The organism is Methylobacter sp. sgz302048, from assembly GCF_052162025.1.
In the GTDB taxonomy this organism is placed as follows: domain Bacteria; phylum Pseudomonadota; class Gammaproteobacteria; order Methylococcales; family Methylomonadaceae; genus Methylobacter.
On the sequence record NZ_CP197401.1, the window covers coordinates 520,364 to 539,898 of the forward strand.

General features: G+C 52.4%; 21 protein-coding genes. 9 read left to right on the top strand and 12 right to left on the bottom strand.

From position 1 onward, the window contains the following. Positions 1-128: 128 nt before the first annotated feature. Entirely contained in the window at positions 129-734 is a 606-nt protein-coding gene (locus ACTNE6_RS02645; RefSeq protein WP_194969734.1) for a PilZ domain-containing protein, read from the top strand. Here ACTNE6_RS02645 and ACTNE6_RS02650 read toward each other — a convergent pair. From ACTNE6_RS02650 to cyoE, 3 genes are read right to left on the bottom strand one after another with little or no spacing between them, the layout of a single operon-like run. Further along, positions 731-1,531 carry an alpha/beta hydrolase gene (locus ACTNE6_RS02650; protein WP_442498499.1) on the bottom strand — a complete coding sequence of 267 codons (801 nt, stop codon included), beginning with the start codon at positions 1,529-1,531 and terminating at the stop codon, positions 731-733. The two genes, ACTNE6_RS02645 and ACTNE6_RS02650, sit on opposite strands and share 4 nt — an antisense overlap. Positions 1,532-1,543: 12 nt before the next feature. Continuing rightward, complete coding sequence (locus ACTNE6_RS02655; protein ID WP_442498500.1) at positions 1,544-2,569, bottom strand: glycosyl transferase family protein; 1,026 nt, start codon at positions 2,567-2,569, stop codon at positions 1,544-1,546. Further along, entirely contained in the window at positions 2,566-3,453 is an 888-nt protein-coding gene (gene cyoE / locus ACTNE6_RS02660; RefSeq protein ID WP_442498501.1) for a heme o synthase, read from the bottom strand. The genes ACTNE6_RS02655 and cyoE overlap by 4 nt, the downstream gene beginning before the upstream one ends. Before the next feature lie 101 nt (positions 3,454-3,554). Between cyoE and ACTNE6_RS02665 the strand changes: the two genes are divergently transcribed. From ACTNE6_RS02665 to ACTNE6_RS02685, 5 genes are read left to right on the top strand one after another with little or no spacing between them, the layout of a single operon-like run. Further along, a complete protein-coding gene (locus tag ACTNE6_RS02665) occupies positions 3,555-4,925 on the top strand; it encodes a M16 family metallopeptidase (protein WP_442498502.1) in 1,371 nt (456 codons plus the stop codon). After that, positions 4,915-6,222 (top strand): M16 family metallopeptidase, encoded by a 1,308-nt coding sequence (locus tag ACTNE6_RS02670; RefSeq protein WP_442499664.1) that lies wholly within the window; start codon positions 4,915-4,917, stop codon positions 6,220-6,222. Before ACTNE6_RS02665 ends, ACTNE6_RS02670 begins: the two co-directional genes overlap by 11 nt. After that, positions 6,219-6,773, top strand: coding sequence for a 16S rRNA (guanine(966)-N(2))-methyltransferase RsmD (gene rsmD, locus ACTNE6_RS02675; protein ID WP_442498503.1), 555 nt, complete (start codon positions 6,219-6,221; stop codon positions 6,771-6,773). The genes ACTNE6_RS02670 and rsmD overlap by 4 nt, the downstream gene beginning before the upstream one ends. A gap of 56 nt (positions 6,774-6,829) precedes the next feature. Continuing rightward, on the top strand, positions 6,830-7,309 hold the full coding sequence (gene coaD / locus ACTNE6_RS02680) for a pantetheine-phosphate adenylyltransferase (RefSeq protein WP_194969728.1): 480 nt from the start codon (positions 6,830-6,832) through the stop codon (positions 7,307-7,309). Positions 7,310-7,317: 8 nt separating this feature from the next. After that, positions 7,318-7,563 carry a YfhL family 4Fe-4S dicluster ferredoxin gene (locus ACTNE6_RS02685; protein ID WP_268118277.1) on the top strand — a complete coding sequence of 82 codons (246 nt, stop codon included), beginning with the start codon at positions 7,318-7,320 and terminating at the stop codon, positions 7,561-7,563. 29 nt (positions 7,564-7,592) lie between these two features. Here the strand turns inward: ACTNE6_RS02685 and ACTNE6_RS02690 are convergent, their stop codons facing one another. The 3 genes from ACTNE6_RS02690 to smbP all read right to left on the bottom strand — a co-directional run bounded on the left by ACTNE6_RS02690 (position 7,593) and on the right by smbP (position 9,715). Next, on the bottom strand, positions 7,593-8,387 hold the full coding sequence (locus ACTNE6_RS02690; RefSeq protein WP_442498504.1) for a hydroxypyruvate isomerase family protein: 795 nt from the start codon (positions 8,385-8,387) through the stop codon (positions 7,593-7,595). Next, positions 8,380-9,264, bottom strand: a complete 885-nt coding sequence (locus ACTNE6_RS02695; RefSeq protein ID WP_442498505.1) for an NAD(P)-dependent oxidoreductase — start codon at positions 9,262-9,264, stop codon at positions 8,380-8,382. Before ACTNE6_RS02695 ends, ACTNE6_RS02690 begins: the two co-directional genes overlap by 8 nt. Positions 9,265-9,373: 109 nt before the next feature. Further along, a complete protein-coding gene (gene smbP / locus ACTNE6_RS02700) occupies positions 9,374-9,715 on the bottom strand; it encodes a small metal-binding protein SmbP (RefSeq protein WP_442498506.1) in 342 nt (113 codons plus the stop codon). Between the two features lie 248 nt (positions 9,716-9,963). On the opposite strand from smbP, the gene ggt reads away from it, so the two are divergent. Genes ggt through ACTNE6_RS02715 form a run of 3 tightly spaced genes read left to right on the top strand, consistent with a single transcriptional unit; the run spans position 9,964 to position 13,172 of the window. After that, complete coding sequence (gene ggt / locus ACTNE6_RS02705) at positions 9,964-11,640, top strand: gamma-glutamyltransferase (protein ID WP_442498507.1); 1,677 nt, start codon at positions 9,964-9,966, stop codon at positions 11,638-11,640. Positions 11,641-11,643: 3 nt separating this feature from the next. After that, positions 11,644-12,336, top strand: a complete 693-nt coding sequence (locus ACTNE6_RS02710; RefSeq protein ID WP_194969722.1) for a 4'-phosphopantetheinyl transferase family protein — start codon at positions 11,644-11,646, stop codon at positions 12,334-12,336. Next, positions 12,333-13,172 (top strand): alpha/beta fold hydrolase, encoded by an 840-nt coding sequence (locus tag ACTNE6_RS02715; protein WP_442498508.1) that lies wholly within the window; start codon positions 12,333-12,335, stop codon positions 13,170-13,172. Before ACTNE6_RS02710 ends, ACTNE6_RS02715 begins: the two co-directional genes overlap by 4 nt. On the opposite strand, the gene ACTNE6_RS02720 is transcribed toward ACTNE6_RS02715, so the two are convergent. The 6 genes from ACTNE6_RS02720 to ACTNE6_RS02745 form a co-directional block, all read right to left on the bottom strand. Continuing rightward, entirely contained in the window at positions 13,150-13,707 is a 558-nt protein-coding gene (locus tag ACTNE6_RS02720; RefSeq protein WP_442498509.1) for an L-threonylcarbamoyladenylate synthase, read from the bottom strand. The two genes, ACTNE6_RS02715 and ACTNE6_RS02720, sit on opposite strands and share 23 nt — an antisense overlap. Positions 13,708-13,762: 55 nt before the next feature. Then, entirely contained in the window at positions 13,763-16,072 is a 2,310-nt protein-coding gene (gene topA / locus ACTNE6_RS02725; RefSeq protein ID WP_442498510.1) for a type I DNA topoisomerase, read from the bottom strand. A gap of 23 nt (positions 16,073-16,095) precedes the next feature. Next, complete coding sequence (locus tag ACTNE6_RS02730) at positions 16,096-16,563, bottom strand: DUF494 family protein (RefSeq protein ID WP_194969719.1); 468 nt, start codon at positions 16,561-16,563, stop codon at positions 16,096-16,098. A 19-nt stretch (positions 16,564-16,582) separates the two neighbouring features. Next, positions 16,583-17,635 (bottom strand): DNA-processing protein DprA, encoded by a 1,053-nt coding sequence (gene dprA, locus ACTNE6_RS02735; protein ID WP_442498511.1) that lies wholly within the window; start codon positions 17,633-17,635, stop codon positions 16,583-16,585. Between the two features lie 50 nt (positions 17,636-17,685). Beyond that, positions 17,686-18,798, bottom strand: a complete 1,113-nt coding sequence (locus tag ACTNE6_RS02740) for a LysM peptidoglycan-binding domain-containing protein (RefSeq protein ID WP_442498512.1) — start codon at positions 18,796-18,798, stop codon at positions 17,686-17,688. Positions 18,799-19,172: 374 nt separating this feature from the next. Further along, positions 19,173-19,346: a hypothetical protein gene (locus ACTNE6_RS02745; protein WP_442498513.1), complete on the bottom strand. Its 174-nt coding sequence runs from the start codon at positions 19,344-19,346 to the stop codon at positions 19,173-19,175. Positions 19,347-19,535: the final 189 nt, after the last annotated feature.

Here is a 19,535-nt window from a genome sequence, read left to right on the forward strand (position 1 = left end):
TACTGAAGAATATGGTTAGAGTTAAAAAAACAAACGATAATATAAGCTCAGCAATATAATGATATGTCATAGTCTTGTACAGCAAACGAGCCGACATTAACAGATAATCAAGCAAGGAGATGTCCCAGGTGTTCTACGTAAAGCGACCTTATCGTAAAAATTTAACATCGAACGGTTCGATTGTTATGGGCGGAGAAAAGAGAGCGGTTACTGTCAAGAATATGTCAATAACCGGAGCACTTGCTGAATTGGACAGCAGGCAGGGTTATGAGAATGTCCGAGATCTTTATAAGACATTGTCGGCGTCGACAATGATTGATGTGCATCTTCCGGAGCTGCGTTTAGTTGGCAATGCTGAAGTTGTCAGAATCGATATGGATGATGAGCGTGCTTTCATCGCTATGGAATTTAAACATATCAGTCATAGCGAGGGTAATCGGCCGTATACGAGAAAATTTCACAGAGAAAATCTGGCTGTTCCAGGACGGATCTTTTTAAACGGTGAATATTGGGAATTTACTACCGTCAATGTTTCGGCAGGCGGTTTAATGATTCTTCTGGAGGGAACAACGGCCGTTGAAGAGGGACTGACGACTGTGTTTGACTTTGAGCAGATGGAACTGGAAGGGCAGATAAAAGTAATATGGGTTAATCATACTGCCGATAGTGAAACAATGATCGGCTTACAGTATATGTACAAGGTCAGTGCGGCTATCGATGCTATTTCGTTTTAATCTGAAACAAACTGCATCACCTCTTGCCACCAGGGCAGGCCGGGAGCCAGCGGCAGATTGTTATGGCTGGCGTTTTTGAATATCCAGCGTTTTTTTGGATGTTGCAGTGAATCGAATAGGTTCTCTCCGTATTTCACAGGAATGATTTCATCGGCTTCGGCCAGTACAACGGCCGTGTTTCCAGTGTAGTGCCGCAGATTCTCGACGTTGTCGAATTGGTCACGGAGTAGCCATCTTGCCAGCAGGAATCGGTAATGATGGTGAGCAACATTGGCCAGGCTGTCAAATGGCGTGACCAGGGCGATGCCTTTTACCGGAACCTGTCCGCTGGCTACGATACCCGAAACCACTCCGCCTCCCAGCGATTCGCCCCACAGAAAAATCGGCCCGCCAAAGTCATGCAGGGCCTGTTTTACTGTTGCAATGCCATTCGAAACCAATACCGTTTCCGAAGGATCGCCTGCTCTGGCGCCATAGCCCGGATACTCGGCCAGGATGACGCGGTAACCAAGCTTTTCCAGGGCTTGCAAATAATAGATGCGGTTGATTGCTGAGCCTGCGTTGCCGTGGAATACGACAATCGTCCCTTTATCAGCCACAGACGGCGTTTGTGAAATCAGCCCGAGGTAATCGTCGTTCGTCGGCCAGAGTTTGAGATTCAACTGTTGGGCCAACTCCTGCTGGCGCTCTGGCTCAAGTTGAGAGGGGAGGTAGATCAGTTTTCGCTGAAACAGGAAAACGATCAGCAACAGGAGCAAATAAAGCAGTATGAGCGACAGCATGCGCTTGGCGATCATGGATCAAGCATGCTAGGGGCCTGCGAATTTTTGCTTATCCCTGCCTTCCCAATAAGCCGTAGCCAACTCGTGCGCCTGCTGCTGCGTATCGGCTTTGCCTAATAGTTTCAGCGCAATCGCGGCTGTGCCGATGATGGAGCCTTCCGCAAATTGATCCTCAATGCTGCCCTGCCAGATCAATGCCAACTCTTGCGGATCGAGCAGTTCCGGCTTGACATGGCGGTGCGTGAACAAAGCCGGCCAGTTTTCATCCGATAATTGCCCGTTGTGTACGCTTTGCACCAGGCAATCCATATCCGGATTGCGTTCGGTCTCGCCGCCTTCGCCTTTCAATACGGCCATATGTGGCTGATTCAATAAGGCCGCAGCCTGCTGATGAACCGGGCGGTAGCCGGGATGAAAAATGCCCTGAATGCTGTAGTCGGCATTAAACGGATTTAAAAGGCGCACCAGGGTATGAACCGGCGAGCGCAATCCCAGCAGCGGCCGCAGTTCTATAATCTCATGCAGTTTCGGGCAAAAATGCTCCAGCGAAAGATAGCTGAAGTTATGTTGCTCGATTTGCTGTACGGCTTCTGCAATGGAATTGGCGGGCTGAAGGTTTAAAAATTTCAGCACGTCCTGCGTGTAAATTCTGCCGGCCGTATGGCCTTCCGAGCCATGCATAAAAACCTTGATGCCGTTTTCAGCCAGCAACAGGGCTGATAATAGAAACCAGGGCAAATGGCGGCGTTTGCCGGCATAGGATGACCAATCCAGGTCGACTTTCACAGAATGCCCGGCAAGATTGAATGACTCCTGCGCGGCCTGGGCAAAACCGGCCAATTCTTCCGGGGTTTCTTCCTTGACCCGCATCAACATCAAGAATGCGCCCAGCTGGATAGGCTGCACTTCTTCAGCCAGGATCATTTTCATAGCCTGATAGGCTTCATCCTGCGTCAGTGGCCTTGAGCCTTTTTTGCCTTTGCCGAGAATACGGATATATTCGGCGAATGGATGCTCCGGATGCGGTGTCTGTTCGTGGTGGGTCAGTTTCATAAGGTTAATGCCACATAATGGTCGACCAATAAGGCGGCGAACATAATCATTAAATAAATGATCGAGTAGCCGAAAGTTTGCATGGCGGTTCTGTCATCTTTCCTGCGCATCATCAGAATGGCGAAATAGATGAAACCCAGGCCTAACGGTACGGCCGCCGCCAGATAAATCAGTCCGCTCATGCCGGTCAGATAGGGCAGCAGCGTCACGATCAGCAATAGCACGGTATAGAGCAGAATATGCAGACGCGTGAATTCCGGGCCGTGCGTGACCGGCAGCATGGGTATTTCAACTTTGGCGTATTCCTCGCGGCGGGCGATGGCCAACGCCCAAAAATGCGGCGGCGTCCAGACGAAAATGATCAAAAACAGCAGCAGCGCATAAGGATGTATTTCGCCGGTCATGGCGCACCAGCCAAGCAACGGCGGCGCCGCGCCGGCCGCACCGCCGATGACGATGTTCTGCGGCGTCATTTTTTTCAGGTAGACGGTATAGATTATGGCGTAACCGATTAATGACAGAAAGGTCAGTACAGCCGTCAGTATGTTGACCATGAAAATCAGCAGTGCCATACCAATAATGCCCAGAATCAAGGCAAAGATAATGACGTTTTTGGAGCTCAGTTCGCCTTTCGGCAGGGGGCGGTTCTGGGTGCGTTTCATCTCCGCATCAGCTTTCTGATCGATGAAATGATTGACCGCCGCCGCTGAAGAAGCCGCCAGCGCAATGCCTACGGTGCTGTAAATAAGCGTATCCAGAGGCGGTACTCCCGGAACTGCCAATAACATACCGACAACTGCAGTAAATACAATCAGTGTAACCACTTTCGGTTTGCACAGCTCAAGATAGTTTCGCCAGGAAAGCAAAGTAGAGTCGCTCGTCATTATTTAATAAATTCCAACTTTTTCATTATTGTATAGAATACCGTGAACGATTAATTATTGAAATAGTCGGAAGCACTACCATTTAGATTAAAGAGGGAGTTATGAATAATCGATTACTATTTGCAATATTGTTATGTTTGCCGGCCTTTTCGAGCAGTGCCGAGACAAAAGTGTCGGAACGGATTTTAGGAAACGGATTAAAAGTTCTGGTCCAGGAAGATCATCGGTCGCCAGTCGTGGTTTCCCAAGTTTGGTACAAAGTCGGTTCCAGCTACGAGCCGGGCGGCATTACCGGCCTTTCTCACATGTTGGAACATATGATGTTCAAAGGCACGGACAAGCATCCGGCCGGTGAATTCTCCCGCATCATTGCTGAGAACGGCGGTGACGAAAATGCCTTTACCGGTCAGGATTACACAGCTTATTTCCAGACCATGGACAAATCCCGGCTGGACGTCAGCTTTGAACTGGAAGCGGATCGGATGCGCAATCTGCATCTGCTCGCTGATGAACTGAAGAAAGAACTGCAAGTAGTAACCGAAGAGCGCAGGATGCGCACTGATGACAAGCCGCGAGCCAAGATGCAGGAATATTTCATGGCCATGGCGCACACCAACAGTCCTTACCGGAACCCCGTGATCGGCTGGCCCGCCGACATTGCCAATTATACTGTGGAAGATCTCCAAGCCTGGTACCAGCGCTGGTATGCGCCGAATAATGCCACGCTGGTTGTGGTCGGCGATGTCGAACCGAAGGCCGTCTTCGATCTGGCCGAAAAATATTTCGGCGCGTTGAAAACCAGTGAAATCAAACCGTTAAAACCGCAAACCGAAGTCGAACAGATCGGCGTCAGAGAGATGACGATCAAACTGCCGGCAAAACTGCCTTACATCGTCATGGGTTATAAAGTGCCCAGCCTGAAAACGGCAGAGAGGGAGTGGGAAGCCTATGCGCTGGAAGTGCTGGCCGGCGTGCTGGACGGCGGCAATAGCGCCAGATTGGCGTCAAGACTGGTGCGCGGCAAGCAAATCGCGGTCTCGGCGGGCGCCGGGTACGATTTGACTTCGCGGCTGTCAGACTTGTTCACACTGGAGGCGACCCCGGCCGATGGCAAGACGGTTTGGGATCTGCAGTCGGCCCTAAAGGATGAAGTGGTCAAGCTGCAAAATGAGTTGGTCAGCGATGAAGAATTGCAGCGCATCAAGGCGCAAGTGCTGGCCAGCGACATTTACCAGCGCGATTCGATGTTTTATCAGGCCATGCAGTTGGGCATGACTGAAACGGTCGGGCTGGGTTGGCCGACAGTGGACGAATACGTCAAAAAGGTCAATCAGGTAACGGCGGAACAGGTGCGCGATGTCGCGCGTAAATATCTGATCAAGGATCACTTGAATATCGCTTATCTGGAGCCCCAGGAAATAAAAGAAAACAAAGCAAGCCCAACAACCCAAGGAGAGCATGATGCGCGCTAGTTTGATAGGTATCGTTTTTTTATTGTTCAGCCAGACGGTCTGGTCGGCGGCCAAGATTGATCACTGGCAGACGGCTCAAGGCAGCCGGGTTTATTACGTTCGTACAGAAGGTCTGCCGATGGTCGATATCCAGGTGTCCTTCGATGCCGGCAGCGCGCGCGACGGCTCCCAATTCGGTATTGCGGCTTTGACGTCGGCCTTGCTGGATACCGGGGCCGGAGAATGGAACGCCGATGAAATCGCGAAGCGTTTTGAAAGCGTCGGCGCGGATGTTGGCGCGGGCATTTCCGATGACACGGCTTGGGTATCGCTGCGGACATTGACCGATAAGAAATTATTCGATAAAGCGCTGGAAACGCTGCAGGTCATGCTGGCTAAACCAACCTTTAACGAGGCCGATTTTCAGCGTGAGAAAAACAGGACGCTGGCCGCTCTGAAACAGCGCGAAGAATCGCCTGCCGAACTGGCGCATATCGCCTTTTCTAAAGCTGTCTATGGGGACCACCCTTATGCGCATCCCAGCGATGGCGTTATCGAAACAGTAGCCGGCTTCAGCGCTAATGATTTACGGGAGTTTTACAAAAAATACTATGTAGCGGCCAATGCCATGGTTGTTATCGTCGGCGATTTGAGCAAAGAACAGGCCGAAAAGACGGCGCAAAGCCTGGTCGCGGAACTGCCGGCAGGCCAAAAGCCCGAGCCATTGCCGGAGGTCGCAATGCCGACAAAAGCAAGCCAACGGCATATCGATTTTCCTTCATCGCAAACACATGTGCTGGTCGGCATGCCGGGCACTTATCGCAAAGATCCTGACTATTTCAGTCTGTATGTCGGCAATCATATCCTGGGCGGAGCTGTGCTGGTTTCGAGGCTCTTTAATGAAGTCAGGGAAAAACGCGGGCTGGCTTACAGCGCCTCCAGCTCTTTCGTGCCGATGTTCAGAAAAGGCCCGTTTGTAGCGAGCCTGCAGACGCGCAATGACCAGACGCAGAAAGCGCTGGAAGTGCTCAATAAATCACTGGCGGACTTCATCAACGAAGGCCCGACGGAAGCGGAATTGACGGCAGCCAAGAAAAATATCACGGGCGGTTTTGCAATGCGTTTTGATACCAACAAGGAACTGGCTAATTATGTCTCCATGATCGGCTTCTATGAGCTGCCTTTGGATTACCTGGACGCATTCCAGCAAAAAGTCGAGCAGGTGACAGTCTCTTCAATCAAGGATGCCTTCAAGCGCCACATCGATCCGCAGTTGCTCCAGACCATCACATTAGGCGGAGCCCCTGCGAAAAAGTGAAAAACAAGCTCAGAATCATCGGCGGAGAATGGCGCAGCCGGCAGGTGAGTTTTGTCGACTTGCCGGGCTTAAGGCCGACGCCGGCAAGAGTGCGGGAAACGCTGTTCAACTGGCTGCAGGGCGAGATCATCGGCAAACGTTGCCTGGATCTATATGCGGGCAGCGGCGCGCTGGGATTTGAAGCGGCGTCAAGGGGTGCCGCTTCGGTCATACAAGTGGAAAGTAATCCCCAAGCCTGCCGAAGCTTGAAGGAAAATTCGGCCGCACTGGCCGCTAACCAGATCAGAATCGTGCAGATGGACGTCTTGCGCTATCTGGCCGGCGATGCCGAAGCGTTTGATGTCGTCTTCATGGACCCGCCGTTCGCCAGGAACCTGGCCGTTCAAACCTGCCAGTGGCTGGAGGAAAAAGGCTGGCTGGCCAATCACGCCAAAATCTATGTCGAAACAGAGTGCAAGCTTGACCTGAGCGGCATGCCCGCCAATTGGCAGTGCCTGAAAAGCAAGACTGCAGGCGAAGTCGGCTATCATTTATTCGAGCGATTAAGCTGATTTATTTTTTCAAGCCGATATACTTGATATAAAATAGTCAGTTTTATAGCCGTCATATGAACATTACCGCGATCTATCCTGGTACATTCGATCCCATCACCAACGGGCATCTGGACCTGATTGCCAGAGCGTCCAGGCTTTATGACAAAATCATCGTCGCTGTCGCCGTTAATCGCGGCAAATCGCCGCTGTTTTCGATTGAAGAGCGTGTCGCGCTGGTGCAAGGCGTGACGACTGGGTATGCAAACGTCGAGGTGGTCGGTTTTGACAATTTGCTGGTCGAATGTGCCAAACAGCATGGAGCGCATGTGATTTTGAGAGGTTTGCGCGCCGTCTCCGATTTCGAATATGAATTTCAGCTGGCCGGCATGAACAGGCGCCTGGCGCCGGCCCTTGAAACGGTTTTTTTGACACCGGCCGAACAGTATGAATTTATTTCTTCGAGCATGATCAGAGAGATCGCGCAGCTGAAAGGCGATGTGTCAAGTTTTGTCCCTGATCTTGTGCTACAGCATTTGATTGGGAAATTTAGTTAGGAGTAAGTATGTCCCTTTTTATTAGTGATGAATGTATCAATTGCGATGTCTGCGAGCCCGAATGCCCGAACGGCGCCATTTCCCAGGGCGAAGACATCTATGTCATCAATCCTGCCATGTGTACCGAATGCGTAGGCCATCACGATGTGCCGCAATGCATAGAGGTGTGTCCGGTCGACTGCATCGACAAAGACCCTAAGAATGTCGAGGATAAAGACAGTCTGTATCAGAAATATCTGAAACTGACACAGTAATATTTTTCATCACAAAAGAAGATCACGTCTTATCGGCGTGATCTTTCCCTCTCAAGCTTTCTAAACCAGTCCAGACTGTCCAAGGTTGTTCCCATCGGCTTATATTCGGCGCCTACCCAGCCGGAGTAGCCTGATTTTTCAATCGCCGAAAAAAGCCGTTCAAAATCGATTCGACCGGTGCCGGGCTGCGCGCGTCCGGGGCAGTCGGCGAACTGAATATGGCCGATCTTGTCGGCATGATCGGCGATAAACCTGATAGGATCTTCACCCATCATCTGCATGTGATAGACATCGTATTGCATGAACAGGTCGGGGCGATCCAGTTCGTCCAGCACGGCCAGCATCTGCGCGCCGCTGTGGATAATAAAGCCAGGCATGTCGCAGGTATTGATCGCCTCAAAAACCGTTTTAATGCCTAGCGGCGCAAAGGCATCGGCGGCAAAACACAGATTTTCCTTAAAAGTTTTCATATACTTCGGCAGGCGGCTTTCATTCAGACAGCGCCCCGGCAGCACATTGATCGCAGCCGGTTTCAGCACCTCTGCATAAGCGAGCGTTTGCGCGACCGCCTGCCGGAACCGGGCCTGTTTTTCCGGCACGCAGGCCAGCCCTTCACCGCCCTGCAACAAATCATCTGCATCGACATTGAACAGCACCAGCTTTTGCCCGGCCGCCGTTAGGGCATTTTTTAATGTTTGGGCGTCCAGCGCATACGGGAACTGAATCTCAACGGCGGTAAAGTCCTGTCGGCTGGCTGCCTCGAAGCGTTCTATTAGATCCGCTTCGGTAAACAGCAGGCTCAGATTGGCGGTAAATTTAAGCATCGGCTTTGCTGAACAGCTTGATTAATGTAGACGGATCCTGCTCCAGAAAGCCCTGCCGGCCATGCAACTGCATCAGTTGCGCGGCCAGAGCGGACATCGGCACGGCATTGCCCTGCCGGGTCGAGACGTCGACGGCCATGTTGAGGTCTTTCAGCAAGGTCTTGACGCGCCATTTGACCGGCTCAAATGTCCCGGTCGCCATTTCGGGGCCGACGATCTGCAGCGGCCTGGAGTCGGCGAAACCGCCGGCCAGCGCGGCCGGTATCTTTTCGGCATCGACGCCGGCCTGCCTGGCCAGCGCCATCATTTCGGCGATGACCATGACATTGCAGCTGACTATCATCTGATTGCAGATTTTCGTCATCTGGCCGCTGCCGACATCGCCCATGTGCGTCAATTGCTGATACAGCGGCGCCAGCACATGGCGCGCGACAGCAATGTTCTCGGCGCTGCCGCCGGCCATGATAGCGAGGTTGCCTTGCTGGGCGCCGGCGACGCCGCCCGAGACCGGCGCATCGACCCAACTCATGCCGCAGGTTTCATGCAGTGCGGCAGCCAATTGCCGTGTCGTCTCGGGATGAATGCTGGATAAGTCGATCAGCAGTTTGCCGGCCGAACCGCTGGCCAGGATGTCGGTCTTAACGATGGATTCGACGGTGGCCGTATCGGCCAGGCACAAAATGGTGACATCGGATGCTTGAACCAACTCTACTATTGAGCTGCAGGCTTGTGCGCCGGCCTCAGTAACCGGAAGCAGCTTTTCGGGGGTGCGGTTCCAGACGTTGACCTTAAAGCCTGCATCGAGCAGGCGCAAAGTCATCGGCTTGCCCATCAGGCCGATGCCGATGAAGCCGAGCGTGTATTCTTTATCTGACATGAGGATCAAGTTCTTGATGCGCGAAGCAATCGGGAGTTATCCGTGAGATCTATTAATAAGGAGGGTGCAATGATGCATAGCACCCTCTTTTCAGCATTATTGGGCTTGCTTATTGGCCGATGGATTGGCGCATATGCACCATCGCTTCTTCGGCATGTTTAGTGCCTACATCGGCATGGCCTTTTTTGGCATGTTCTATGGATTGTTTTAAATGATCAACTGCTTCTGTCATATGTTTATGAGCTTCAGCATGTTCTTTTTCCGCAGCTTCAGCATGTTTCAAGCCTTCTTCCGCATGCTTGAGCAACTGGTCGGCGTGGCCATCCTGTCCATGGGCCGTTGCCATGGCTGAATGTTCTAGCGCTTGCGCTGTATGATGTTCTGTTGCATTGGACTGGGCGCTCAGGCAAAGAGCGAAAGCACCTGCTAAAGCGGTAATATATGTTTTCATAACAGCATATCCTTGTTTGTTTATGTTTAGAGTTATTATTAGCGCCTCGTTTTATTGGAACTACCAAGGCTTTTGTTATATATCACATATCATAGATACGGCACAATACGAGCCAATATGTTGGGCCGATGCAATTGCCGGTGCGCGGCCTGATTATCGAAGCAGGACGGCTTGCAAAATAAATTCGTGTTTATTGCCGGGTAGGCAGGAAGTTCCATTCTTCAAATACAACTCGATCAGGGGAAAAGATGTTAAAGAAATGTTGTGCAGCGCTGATAGCAACGGCTGTTTTTTGGGGAACGCAGGTTCATGCCGACGGCAAGGCCGCCATTGCCAGCGCACATCCTTTAGCGACTGAAGCCGGCTTTGAAATTCTTAATAAAGGCGGCAATGTGTTCGATGCGGCGGTCGCGGTCAGTGCCGCGCTGGCCGTGGTCGAACCGTCCGGATCGGGGCTGGGCGGCGGCGGTTTCTGGTTGCTGCACAGGGCTAACGACGGCTTTGAAACGATGATAGACGGGCGTGAAAAAGCGCCGCTGGCGGCCCATCGCGATATGTTCCTCGACAAGAACGGCGAAGTCGCGCCGCGCTTATCGGTCGACGGTGCGCTGGCGGCCGCGATACCGGGCATGCCGGCGGCGCTGGTGCATCTGTCGGAAAAATACGGCCGTCTGCCTCTGGCGCAGAGCCTGGCGCCGGCAATCCGCTATGCGCGGGACGGTTTTGCCATTGGCGAGATACATCGCAAACTGCTCAAGTTCAGGATCAACGTGATGAAGAAAGATCCGGAGACGGCGCGGCAGTTTCTCGATAACGGCAATGTGCCTGAATACAAATCGATACTGCGCCAGCCGGATCTGGCGAATACCCTGACGCAATTGGCTGAAGACGGCAGGGACGGTTTCTATGACGGCGATGTGGCCGAAAAACTTGTGGACAGCGTCAGAAAGGCCGGCGGCATCTGGACTTTACAGGATCTTGCGAATTATCGGGTGGTCGAGCGGGAACCGGTCAGAGGATGGTATCGCGGCATAAAAGTTACCAGCGCGGCGCCCCCTTCAGCGGGCGGTATCGTATTGATCGAGGCATTGAACATTCTGTCCGGCTACGATTTGAAGCACGCGGATGACGTAACGCGCAAGCATCTGATAGCCGAAGCCATGCGCCGCGCCTACCATGACCGGTCCTTGTATCTGGGCGATGCCGATTTTGTCGACGTGCCGGTCCAGCGCTTGCTGGATGAGGATTATGCGGCCGGATTAAGAAGCAGCCTGAGGCCGGATAAGGCATTGCCGAGCACGATGCTGTCCGGCAACATACAGGATGCAGCGGATGGACCCCACACGACGCATTTTTCCATCATCGATGCCGAGGGCAACCGCGTCGCAGCTACGCTCAGCGTCAACTTCCCATTTGGTGCCGGCCTGGTTGCGGCAGGCACCGGCGTGGTGCTGAACGATGAAATGGACGATTTCGTCAGCCTGCCGGGCGCGAAGAACGTTTATGGCCTGGTCGGCGGCCGGGCCAATGCCATAGCGCCGGGCAAGCGCATGCTCTCTAGCATGACGCCTACTTTTCTGGAGGATGACAAGCGCGTCGCCGTGCTGGGTACGCCGGGAGGCAGCCGCATTATTTCGATGGTCTTGCTGGGCGCGCTGGATTTTGCCGATGGCAACGGCCCGGATTCGTGGGTTCGCGTGCCGCGTTTTCATCATCAGTTCATTCCCGATGCGATTGAGTACGAAAAAGAAGCATTGACTACGGATGAGATGAGTAGTCTTACAGCTCGCGGCCATCAATTGAAAGAAGCGCGTTACCGTTACGGCAATATGCAGGCGGTGATGCGCGACAAAACCACGGGCACACTGACGGCGGCTAGCGACCCGCGCGGCGAGGGACGGGCCAGCGTTTACAGTTGGAAGTGAAGCATGCCGGATAAAAACACGGTCGATATCTGGCAAGGGCTTATTTCGACGGAAGAACTGCATTACCAGCGTTACTATGCTTTGTTGGACGCGGCCGAGCAGGCGCATGCTGAGAGAATCACAAAGCCTGTACTACATCGGCGTTATGTCGAAGTACATGGGCGCCTAAGACTGCTGCTGACGGATTATCTTAACGAAAACCCGGTAGCCATCCAGATTGGCAAAAGCGAGCACGGCAAGCCCTATCTGATCGATCATCCGCAACTGGCATTCAACCTGTCCCATTCAGGCTCGTACCTGATCATGGCGTTGGGTTGGAATTGCCAATTGGGCATCGATATCGAATGCTGTAAAAACAGGACCACTCTGGCCGAACTGGTCCACAAATGTTTGGCCGATGAAGAAGCCGCTTACTGGCATGCCTTGCCCGACGCCATGAAGACGCGCGAGTTTTACCGTTTCTGGACCCGCAAGGAAGCATTTGTCAAAGCGACAGGGCGGGGATTGGGTCTGGGCGTAAACCGGTGCGTCATCAATCCCGTGCATCCGGTGGAATTTTTAAGAGTTCCCGAGGAATGCGGCCCTGCTTCTGCATGGCGCGTGCGCGATCTTGATTTGGGGCAGGATCGCTGCGCCGCGCTGGTGGTAGACAATAGGGAACTGGCCCGAATCAGAGTCAATGATCTGATCGTATGAAAATGCGCCATTATGTATGGGCGTCTGTGATGCTGTTAAGTGCCTGCGCGACGCCTTCCGAGCGTTTTGCCGATGCGGCGGACACTTTGGGCTTTGAGGAACTGACGGTCAGAACCGACCGGTTCGCGCATCGTATCTATAGCCATATCAATGCCGTAAAAAACACGGACCGTAAAACGCTGCACGTTTACCTGGACGGCGACGGTACGCCCTGGCAGCAGCGCTGGATTGCAGGCGACCCGACCTCGCGCAGTCCGATCATACTGAAACTGATGGTGCAGGACAGCGAGCCGTCTATCTTGCTGGGCCGGCCCTGTTATCACGGTTTTAGCGGTACCGAGCCTTGCCACAATAAGTTTTGGACGTCGCACCGCTATTCGAAGCCGGTCGTTGAAAGCATGGCGGCGGCTTTGCAGCAATGGCTTGAAACAACTGATTTTAATGAGATCGTGCTGGTTGGCTACAGCGGCGGCGGCACATTGGCCATGCTGATCGCGCCCTATATCGATAAGATCAAAGCCATCGTGACAGTGGCGGCCAACCTCGATATCAAGGCATGGAGCGAATTTCATGGCTATCTGCCGCTCAGTGATTCGCTAAACCCGGCAGTCGGGCCCGAACTGCCGCCCATGATCAGGCAGTTCCATTTTGCCGGCGGCAAGGATGATAACGTGCCGCCGTTTATCATCGAAGCGTTCGCCAAGACCCACAGTCGTGCACGAGCCATTATCTACAGAGATTTTGATCATCAATGCTGCTGGGCAGAGGCATGGCCTTCGATACTCGGAAAAATCCAGGCCGGAAATGTGGCGTTTAACGCAGGCGATTCCCGCTGACTGCGTCATAAATAGCCGTTTCCTGTGTAAGGCCGCCTGTGGGACCGTGCAGGATGAAAACGCCGCTGCCCGAAAAAGCCTGCACCAGTTTGCGCGCCTGTCGGATGGCGGGGCGGGTGCTGGCATTGGCGCTGGTCGATACGATAGGGCTGCCGTAGCAGGCGCATAACCGGCGGGCGACGGGATGATCCGTGACTCTGACCGCCAGTGAGTCATGGGCTCCGGTCAACCAGACAGGCACCCAGGGCTGGGCCGGAATCACCCAGGTGACAGGGCCGGGCCAGGTCGGCGTGATGCGCCCGATCATCGCTTGATTCAAGATTAGGTAGGGCTGCAATTGCTGTAATGAAGAAGCAATAAGAATCAGGCCCTTATCTATAGGACGCTGCTTGATGTCGAGTAAAGACAGGACCGCGTCCTCATTGAGCGGATCGCAGCCTAAACCGTAGACCGCCTCAGTCGGATAGGCGATGACTTCCCCGGCTTTGATATGGCGGACGGCATTTCTTATCTTAAAATTGGAATAATAAGCCATAGGCGATCAAAAACTGCGCCGTAGTAGGGCGCAGCGGGTATTTGAATTGGCAACCTTATTTAGGCCCCTCGGCATCGGCAGGATCGCCTTCATAAGGCGTTGCATATTTACAGTCTTTTTGCGGGCAGACTTTTTCCGCACCGTGCCTTTTAGTGACTTTGACAGTCAGAACCGGCCAATTGCACTCAGGGCAGCTTTCCGCGATCGGCGCATTCCACAAGGCATAATCGCATTTCGGGTATTCCGAGCAGGAGTAGAAGACTTTGTTGCTTTTGGATTTGCGCTTGAGAATATTGCCTTTTTTGCATTTCGGGCATTCCACGCCCGTATCCAAAGGTTTTTCCAACGGTTCAATATGACGGCATTTGGGATAGCCGCTGCAACCGATGAATTTTCCATAGCGGCCCGATTTGATCACGAGCGGCAAGTCGCACTTGGGACAGGTTCGGCCTTCTATGACTTCAGGCTCGTCAGGTGTATTGTCGTCATTCAGATTGCGCGTATAAGAGCAGGTCGGATAATTCGTGCAGCCGATGAATCGGCCGTTCCGGCCCAGCCGGATCGACAGGGCGCTGCCGCATTCAGGGCATTTTTCATCGATGGCTTCCTGCGTCACGTCTTTGCGCTGGACGCTTTCTTCTTTTTCATGAATCAGCGTATTGAAAGGATTCCAGAAGGCGTGCATCAAGGGAATCCAGTCCTTTTCGCCGCGCGAGACGGCGTCGAGCTCGTCTTCCAGATTCGCTGTAAAGTCATAGTCGACGTATTTCGTGAAATGTTCGGTCAGAAACTTGTTGACGATTCGGCCGACATCGGTCGGATGGAAACGTTTGTTCTCCAGCGTGACGTATTCCCGGTTCTGCAGCGTCGAAATGATCGACGCATAGGTCGACGGCCGGCCGATGCCGTGCTCTTCCAGCGCCTTGACCAGGCTGGCCTCGCCGTAGCGCGGCGGCGGCTCGGTGAAGTGCTGGGCGGCGATGATATCGTTCAGCGGCACGGGGCGGCCTTCTTCCAGTGGCGGCAGGTAGCTTTCTTGATCGTCCCCTTCGGTCGTGTCGTCCATGCCTTCCAAATAAACGGACATGAAGCCGGGCGTGGCGATCGTCGAGCCTGTTGCCCTGAAAACATGCTGGCCGTCGCCGCAGCTCAAATCGACCGCGACCATGTTGATGGTCGCGTGAATCATCTGGCAGGCAATGGTGCGTTTCCAGATCAGGTCATAGAGCTTGTACTGCTCGTCAGTCAAATACTTCTTAATAGCATTGGGCAAATGGCGCGCGGAGGTCGGGCGTATGGCTTCGTGCGCTTCCTGGGCATTCTTGGATTTGGTTTTGAACTGGCGAGGTTCCTTGGGCACATTGTCGGCGCCGTAATTTTCCGCGATCAGTTCACGGATGTCATCGACCGCTTCCACCGACAGATTAACCGAGTCGGTACGCATATAAGTGATCAGACCGGCTGTTTCGCCGCCGATATCGATGCCTTCATAGAGCTGTTGCGCGACCATCATGGTGCGCTTGGTCGTGAAGCCCAGCTTGCGGGCCGCTTCCTGTTGCAGCGTCGAGGTGATGAAGGGCGGCGCAGGGTTGCGTTTGCGCTGTTTCTTTTCCAGCTTGGCAACGATCAGCTGGCCGTCCGCCGCGTCAAGCAGGGCTTGCCGGGTCTGCTGCGCCTGTGTTTCGTTATCGATGCTGAACTGGCTCAGCTTCTCGCCGGCGAAATGCGTCAATTTGGCCTTGAAGGCTTGGTCGTGCGCGGCCAGCAAAGCATCAATGGTCCAGTATTCGCGCGATTTGAAAGCTTCGATTTCCTGTTCGCGTTCGACGATCATGCGTAAGGCCGGGCTTTGTACGCGGCCTGCCGATAAGCCGCGGCGGATTTTTTTCCATAGCAACGGCGACAATTTAAACCCGACCAGATAATCGAGCGCGCGCCGGGCCTGCTGGGCGTTGATCAGATTGGTGGACAGTTCCGCAGGATGGGCGATGGCGTCGGTAACGGCCCTTTTGGTGATTTCATGAAAGACGACACGGTGCACCGGCTTGTCTTTCAGCAATTTTTTTTCTTTCAGCAGCTCATAGAGATGCCAGGAGATAGCTTCGCCTTCTCTGTCCGGGTCGGTCGCAAGATATAAGGTTTCAGCAGTTTTGAGCGCTTTACTGATGGTCTGGACATGGCGTTGATTGCGCTCGATGACCTCGTATTTCATGGCAAAGTCATGGCTGGGGTCAACGGCGCCTTCCTTGGGGACGAGGTCGCGCACGTGTCCGTAGGAAGCGAGAACTTGGAAATCTTTACCTAAATATTTTTCTATGGTTTTGGCTTTTGCAGGCGATTCTACAATGACAAGATTTTTACTCATTTAATAATGCGAGCGAGTGGGTATTAATGTAAATAAGTCGGAACGAGGTCATAAACGATATCCTCCATTCTTGAGAAAGCAAGTTCTTCATCCGGCTGACTTAACAATATCATCAACACGATCCATTTCAGTTTTTCCAGCGATATTTCCTCATTTTCCAATGCCATGGCACGGTCGATGACAATTTCGCGGTTGGTTGAGTTCAGAATGCCGCTGTTTTCCAGAAATATGAGCAGGTTGCGGCATTCAAGATCCAGCTTTTCTTGTTCCTCGCTACAGAAAATACGGAAGGCGGGCGATGTCGTCGATTGTATAGGGCGTTGAAGGCTGAGCGATTCAAGCCAGTCGAACGCTTTATTAACCTCGACCTGCTCGAAGCCGGCTTCCATCAATTCGGTTCTGATGATATCGCTGTCTGGAAGTATTTCGATTTCATCTTCCATATAATTTTCAAATAAATACATCAGGACATCAAAAATATTTTCTTTCATAGGGTATGGTCTGTGCTGTTTATTTTATGCGTGTATAGCAACCACCAGCAGTCGCTTCTATGTATCCTTGCAGTTCTAAAACCAGTAGCATTGATGAAATCACTTCCACGGATTGCCCGGCATTTTCAACCAGCATATCGATAGAAGTTGGGCTGAACATGACGAGATTCAATAATGTTTGCTGCTCCAGGTCAAGTGTTGTTTGCACGGGCAGTGGTGCTGAAATGTCATCCCGTTGATTATATTGATGTAATTCTTCCATGATGTCCTGCGTGGTTTCGACAAGTTTTGCCCCTTCCCGAATCAGTGCATTGCAGCCCCGGGCCAGCGGATTATGGATAGACCCCGGAATCGCAAACACCTCGCGGTTCTGTTCCAAAGCCATTCGGGCCGTAATCAATGAGCCGCTTTGTTTGGCCGCTTCAACGACCAGCAAGCCCAGGCACAATCCGCTGATGATGCGGTTACGCCGGGGAAAATGGTTGGCTTTAGCCGTCGTGCCGGGCGGAAACTCTGAAACGATGGCGCCGGTATTGACGATTTCGGTGGCCAGGTCTTTGTGCCTGGCGGGATAGACACGATCCAGACCGGTGCCTGCGACTGCGATAGTGTATCCGTGCGCATCGAGTGCGCCGCGGTGGCTGGCGGCGTCGATGCCTAAAGCCAGGCCGCTGGTAATGACAAAGCCGTGCCGGCTCAGCGTTCTGGCGAAGTCTCTGGCGGTCTCCATGCCGGAAACGGATGGATTGCGGCTGCCGACCATGGCGATTTGCGGCAGTTTCAAGAGATCAGGGTTGCCGCGCACAAACAGGATGGGCGGCGGGTCGGCTATTTCTTTTAACTGGGCAGGATAATTAGGATCACAGAGGGTAAGGGCATGGTTGTTTTCCTGTTCCAGCCAGGCGAGATCATAATCGATAGCCGTCCAGTCCGGGTTTCTTATGGACTCGATTACAGCGTTCGTTAACCGTAACGTCGCAAGTCTTGACGCCGATTCCGCAAACAGCTGCCCAGGCGTATGGCTTTCGAGTATTTTGAGAAATGTCCGGCAGCCAAATCCTGGCGTACGCAAAAGCGCAAGCCAGTATTTGATGTCGTTGTCGGTTTGGCGGATGGAAATATTCAGGGGGTTTGGACTTTGTCTAATACATGGATGTTGCGTGAGGCTCTCATGACCAAGGCATAACTGATGCGTTCAAAAGGACGGAAAACCATCAGCGTGCCGGCCAGTTCGTCAGGCAATTTAACAGCGTCGTTTTGAATGGCGCTGAACGGGTCCCGGGTAATTCTGCCATTTTGATAGATATCCAGTTCATGGCCGGGCAGAAGACCGTCAACCGTGCCTTTGTCGATCACTACGACATTATAGCGTCCAATTTGAGAAACGCCATCAAGTACGCTGATTATGTTGCCTTTAATACTTTCCTCAGGCGGGCGAGGGAAATAAGTTAGAGTCAGTTCTTCTTCAGGCGTGGACATTATTCTGTCGCCCATGCGGATCTCACTGGCTACTTTGCTGATGGATAAGGTCGCAGGATCGCCTTCCTGCTGCAAAGTGGCGTCGGCAATGTATTTGGCTTCATAGCCTAAAAGCTCTCCGGTGTCGGGGCTGACATAAGGCTCTCCCTTTCTGTAGACGGTATATGACAGCGTTTCCGGTTTGAGGATTGAGCGGACATAGAGCCTGTCGCCGGTGCCCGCCAATAAATGCTCGCCGGCAAAGTCAACGACATAAGGCGCTTCATTAAGCTCTTTTTCGCTGACGACCCGTGGAGAAGTCAAAAACGGTGCTATGACGTCGCTTGGAATCAATTTGATCGCTTCTTCCTGACTGGTTTCCCGGATACAGGGCGATAGTTTTCCGTCACCGGAAGCGGCAAAGTACGTGCGTCCGTCTTTAACGTCCTGTTCCTTCAGAACGCATGGCGATTGCTGCTGGGTACCGGAAAAGCCAGGTCTGGACAAGCTGAGCTGGGGCCGGCCGTTGACCATGGAGAAATAAACCGTATCGCCAGGATAAATCAGATGTGGATTCTGAATTTGGGAATTGTAGCTCCACAATTCGGGCCATTGCCAAGGATGCTTTAAAAATTTGCCGGATATATCCCACAATGTATCGCCCTTGACGACGGTGTATTGGTCGGGATGAGACGGGTTTATTTGTATCTCGTCAGCCCATGCGCTTATGCTGAAAGAGAGGGCAGCTATACATCCAATAAGTGTTCGAAAAGCCATATTTGATTCCTGAAGGAGGTCTTTTTTAAGTCTGTCTGAATCCAAAGTTTAGATGAATTCATATGGAAATCTAACAAAAGCGCAATATATTGATTTTAATGAGAAAGCTAATTCGCCTTTGGTGGATTTGCAAGAAAGCGCGACACCTCTGCGCCGTCGCTTTATATGATTAAAGATAGCACTATTTTGGTATATGTGAAGTTTGCCGGTTTTGAATTAAGGCTCAGGTATCTTGCGTCATTTTTAAAGAATGACGATGCCGAGCGCGGCGAAGAAAGCCAGGCATCGCCCCGGACTTGGCGGCAAGGCTCACAAGTTGGCTTTATTAAGTGAAAAATGTGAAGTAGAGGCGCTAATGGGCCATTTTATTGCGTTCATAAATCCCTAATCAACAACGCGCCATCATCGACTTGAATCGTTGCCGCCTTGCCGAATATGGGATGCGCAATGATATGAATCAGAATTCCGGTATGGCTGGCGGTGCTGATTACGATTGATGCTTTTATGATATCAGCTAACTCTTGAAGGGAAATTTTGTGGGGTTCCATGTGGACTTGCGGTTTTTTATTTAAAGAGCTAAGATTTTTTCAGAAGCAGCTGGGGGTTGTCAAGAAGTTATAATTTATATAAATCAATGATTTATTATTTTTTGTTATAGTGAGTTATTAGGTTGGGTCTTGGCTAATTTCGTAGTCGACCGCATGGTTAATAATCAAGTGGGTGCTGTGCGGCTTCTT

Coding starts and splice junctions, on each gene's coding strand:
- smbP (WP_442498506.1), bottom strand. CDS start 9,715: ATGAAAACATATATTACCGCTTTAGCAGGTGCTTTCGCTCTTTGCCTG.
- ggt (WP_442498507.1), top strand. CDS start 9,964: ATGTTAAAGAAATGTTGTGCAGCGCTGATAGCAACGGCTGTTTTTTGG.
- ACTNE6_RS02650 (WP_442498499.1), bottom strand. CDS start 1,531: ATGATCGCCAAGCGCATGCTGTCGCTCATACTGCTTTATTTGCTCCTG.
- topA (WP_442498510.1), bottom strand. CDS start 16,072: ATGAGTAAAAATCTTGTCATTGTAGAATCGCCTGCAAAAGCCAAAACC.
- ACTNE6_RS02720 (WP_442498509.1), bottom strand. CDS start 13,707: ATGGCTTATTATTCCAATTTTAAGATAAGAAATGCCGTCCGCCATATC.
- ACTNE6_RS02715 (WP_442498508.1), top strand. CDS start 12,333: ATGAAAATGCGCCATTATGTATGGGCGTCTGTGATGCTGTTAAGTGCC.
- ACTNE6_RS02670 (WP_442499664.1), top strand. CDS start 4,915: ATGCGCGCTAGTTTGATAGGTATCGTTTTTTTATTGTTCAGCCAGACG.
- ACTNE6_RS02655 (WP_442498500.1), bottom strand. CDS start 2,569: ATGAAACTGACCCACCACGAACAGACACCGCATCCGGAGCATCCATTC.
- ACTNE6_RS02740 (WP_442498512.1), bottom strand. CDS start 18,798: ATGGCTTTTCGAACACTTATTGGATGTATAGCTGCCCTCTCTTTCAGC.
- ACTNE6_RS02685 (WP_268118277.1), top strand. CDS start 7,318: ATGTCCCTTTTTATTAGTGATGAATGTATCAATTGCGATGTCTGCGAG.
- ACTNE6_RS02710 (WP_194969722.1), top strand. CDS start 11,644: ATGCCGGATAAAAACACGGTCGATATCTGGCAAGGGCTTATTTCGACG.
- ACTNE6_RS02730 (WP_194969719.1), bottom strand. CDS start 16,563: ATGAAAGAAAATATTTTTGATGTCCTGATGTATTTATTTGAAAATTAT.
- coaD (WP_194969728.1), top strand. CDS start 6,830: ATGAACATTACCGCGATCTATCCTGGTACATTCGATCCCATCACCAAC.
- ACTNE6_RS02745 (WP_442498513.1), bottom strand. CDS start 19,346: ATGGAACCCCACAAAATTTCCCTTCAAGAGTTAGCTGATATCATAAAA.
- cyoE (WP_442498501.1), bottom strand. CDS start 3,453: ATGACGAGCGACTCTACTTTGCTTTCCTGGCGAAACTATCTTGAGCTG.
- ACTNE6_RS02665 (WP_442498502.1), top strand. CDS start 3,555: ATGAATAATCGATTACTATTTGCAATATTGTTATGTTTGCCGGCCTTT.
- ACTNE6_RS02690 (WP_442498504.1), bottom strand. CDS start 8,387: ATGCTTAAATTTACCGCCAATCTGAGCCTGCTGTTTACCGAAGCGGAT.
- ACTNE6_RS02695 (WP_442498505.1), bottom strand. CDS start 9,264: ATGTCAGATAAAGAATACACGCTCGGCTTCATCGGCATCGGCCTGATG.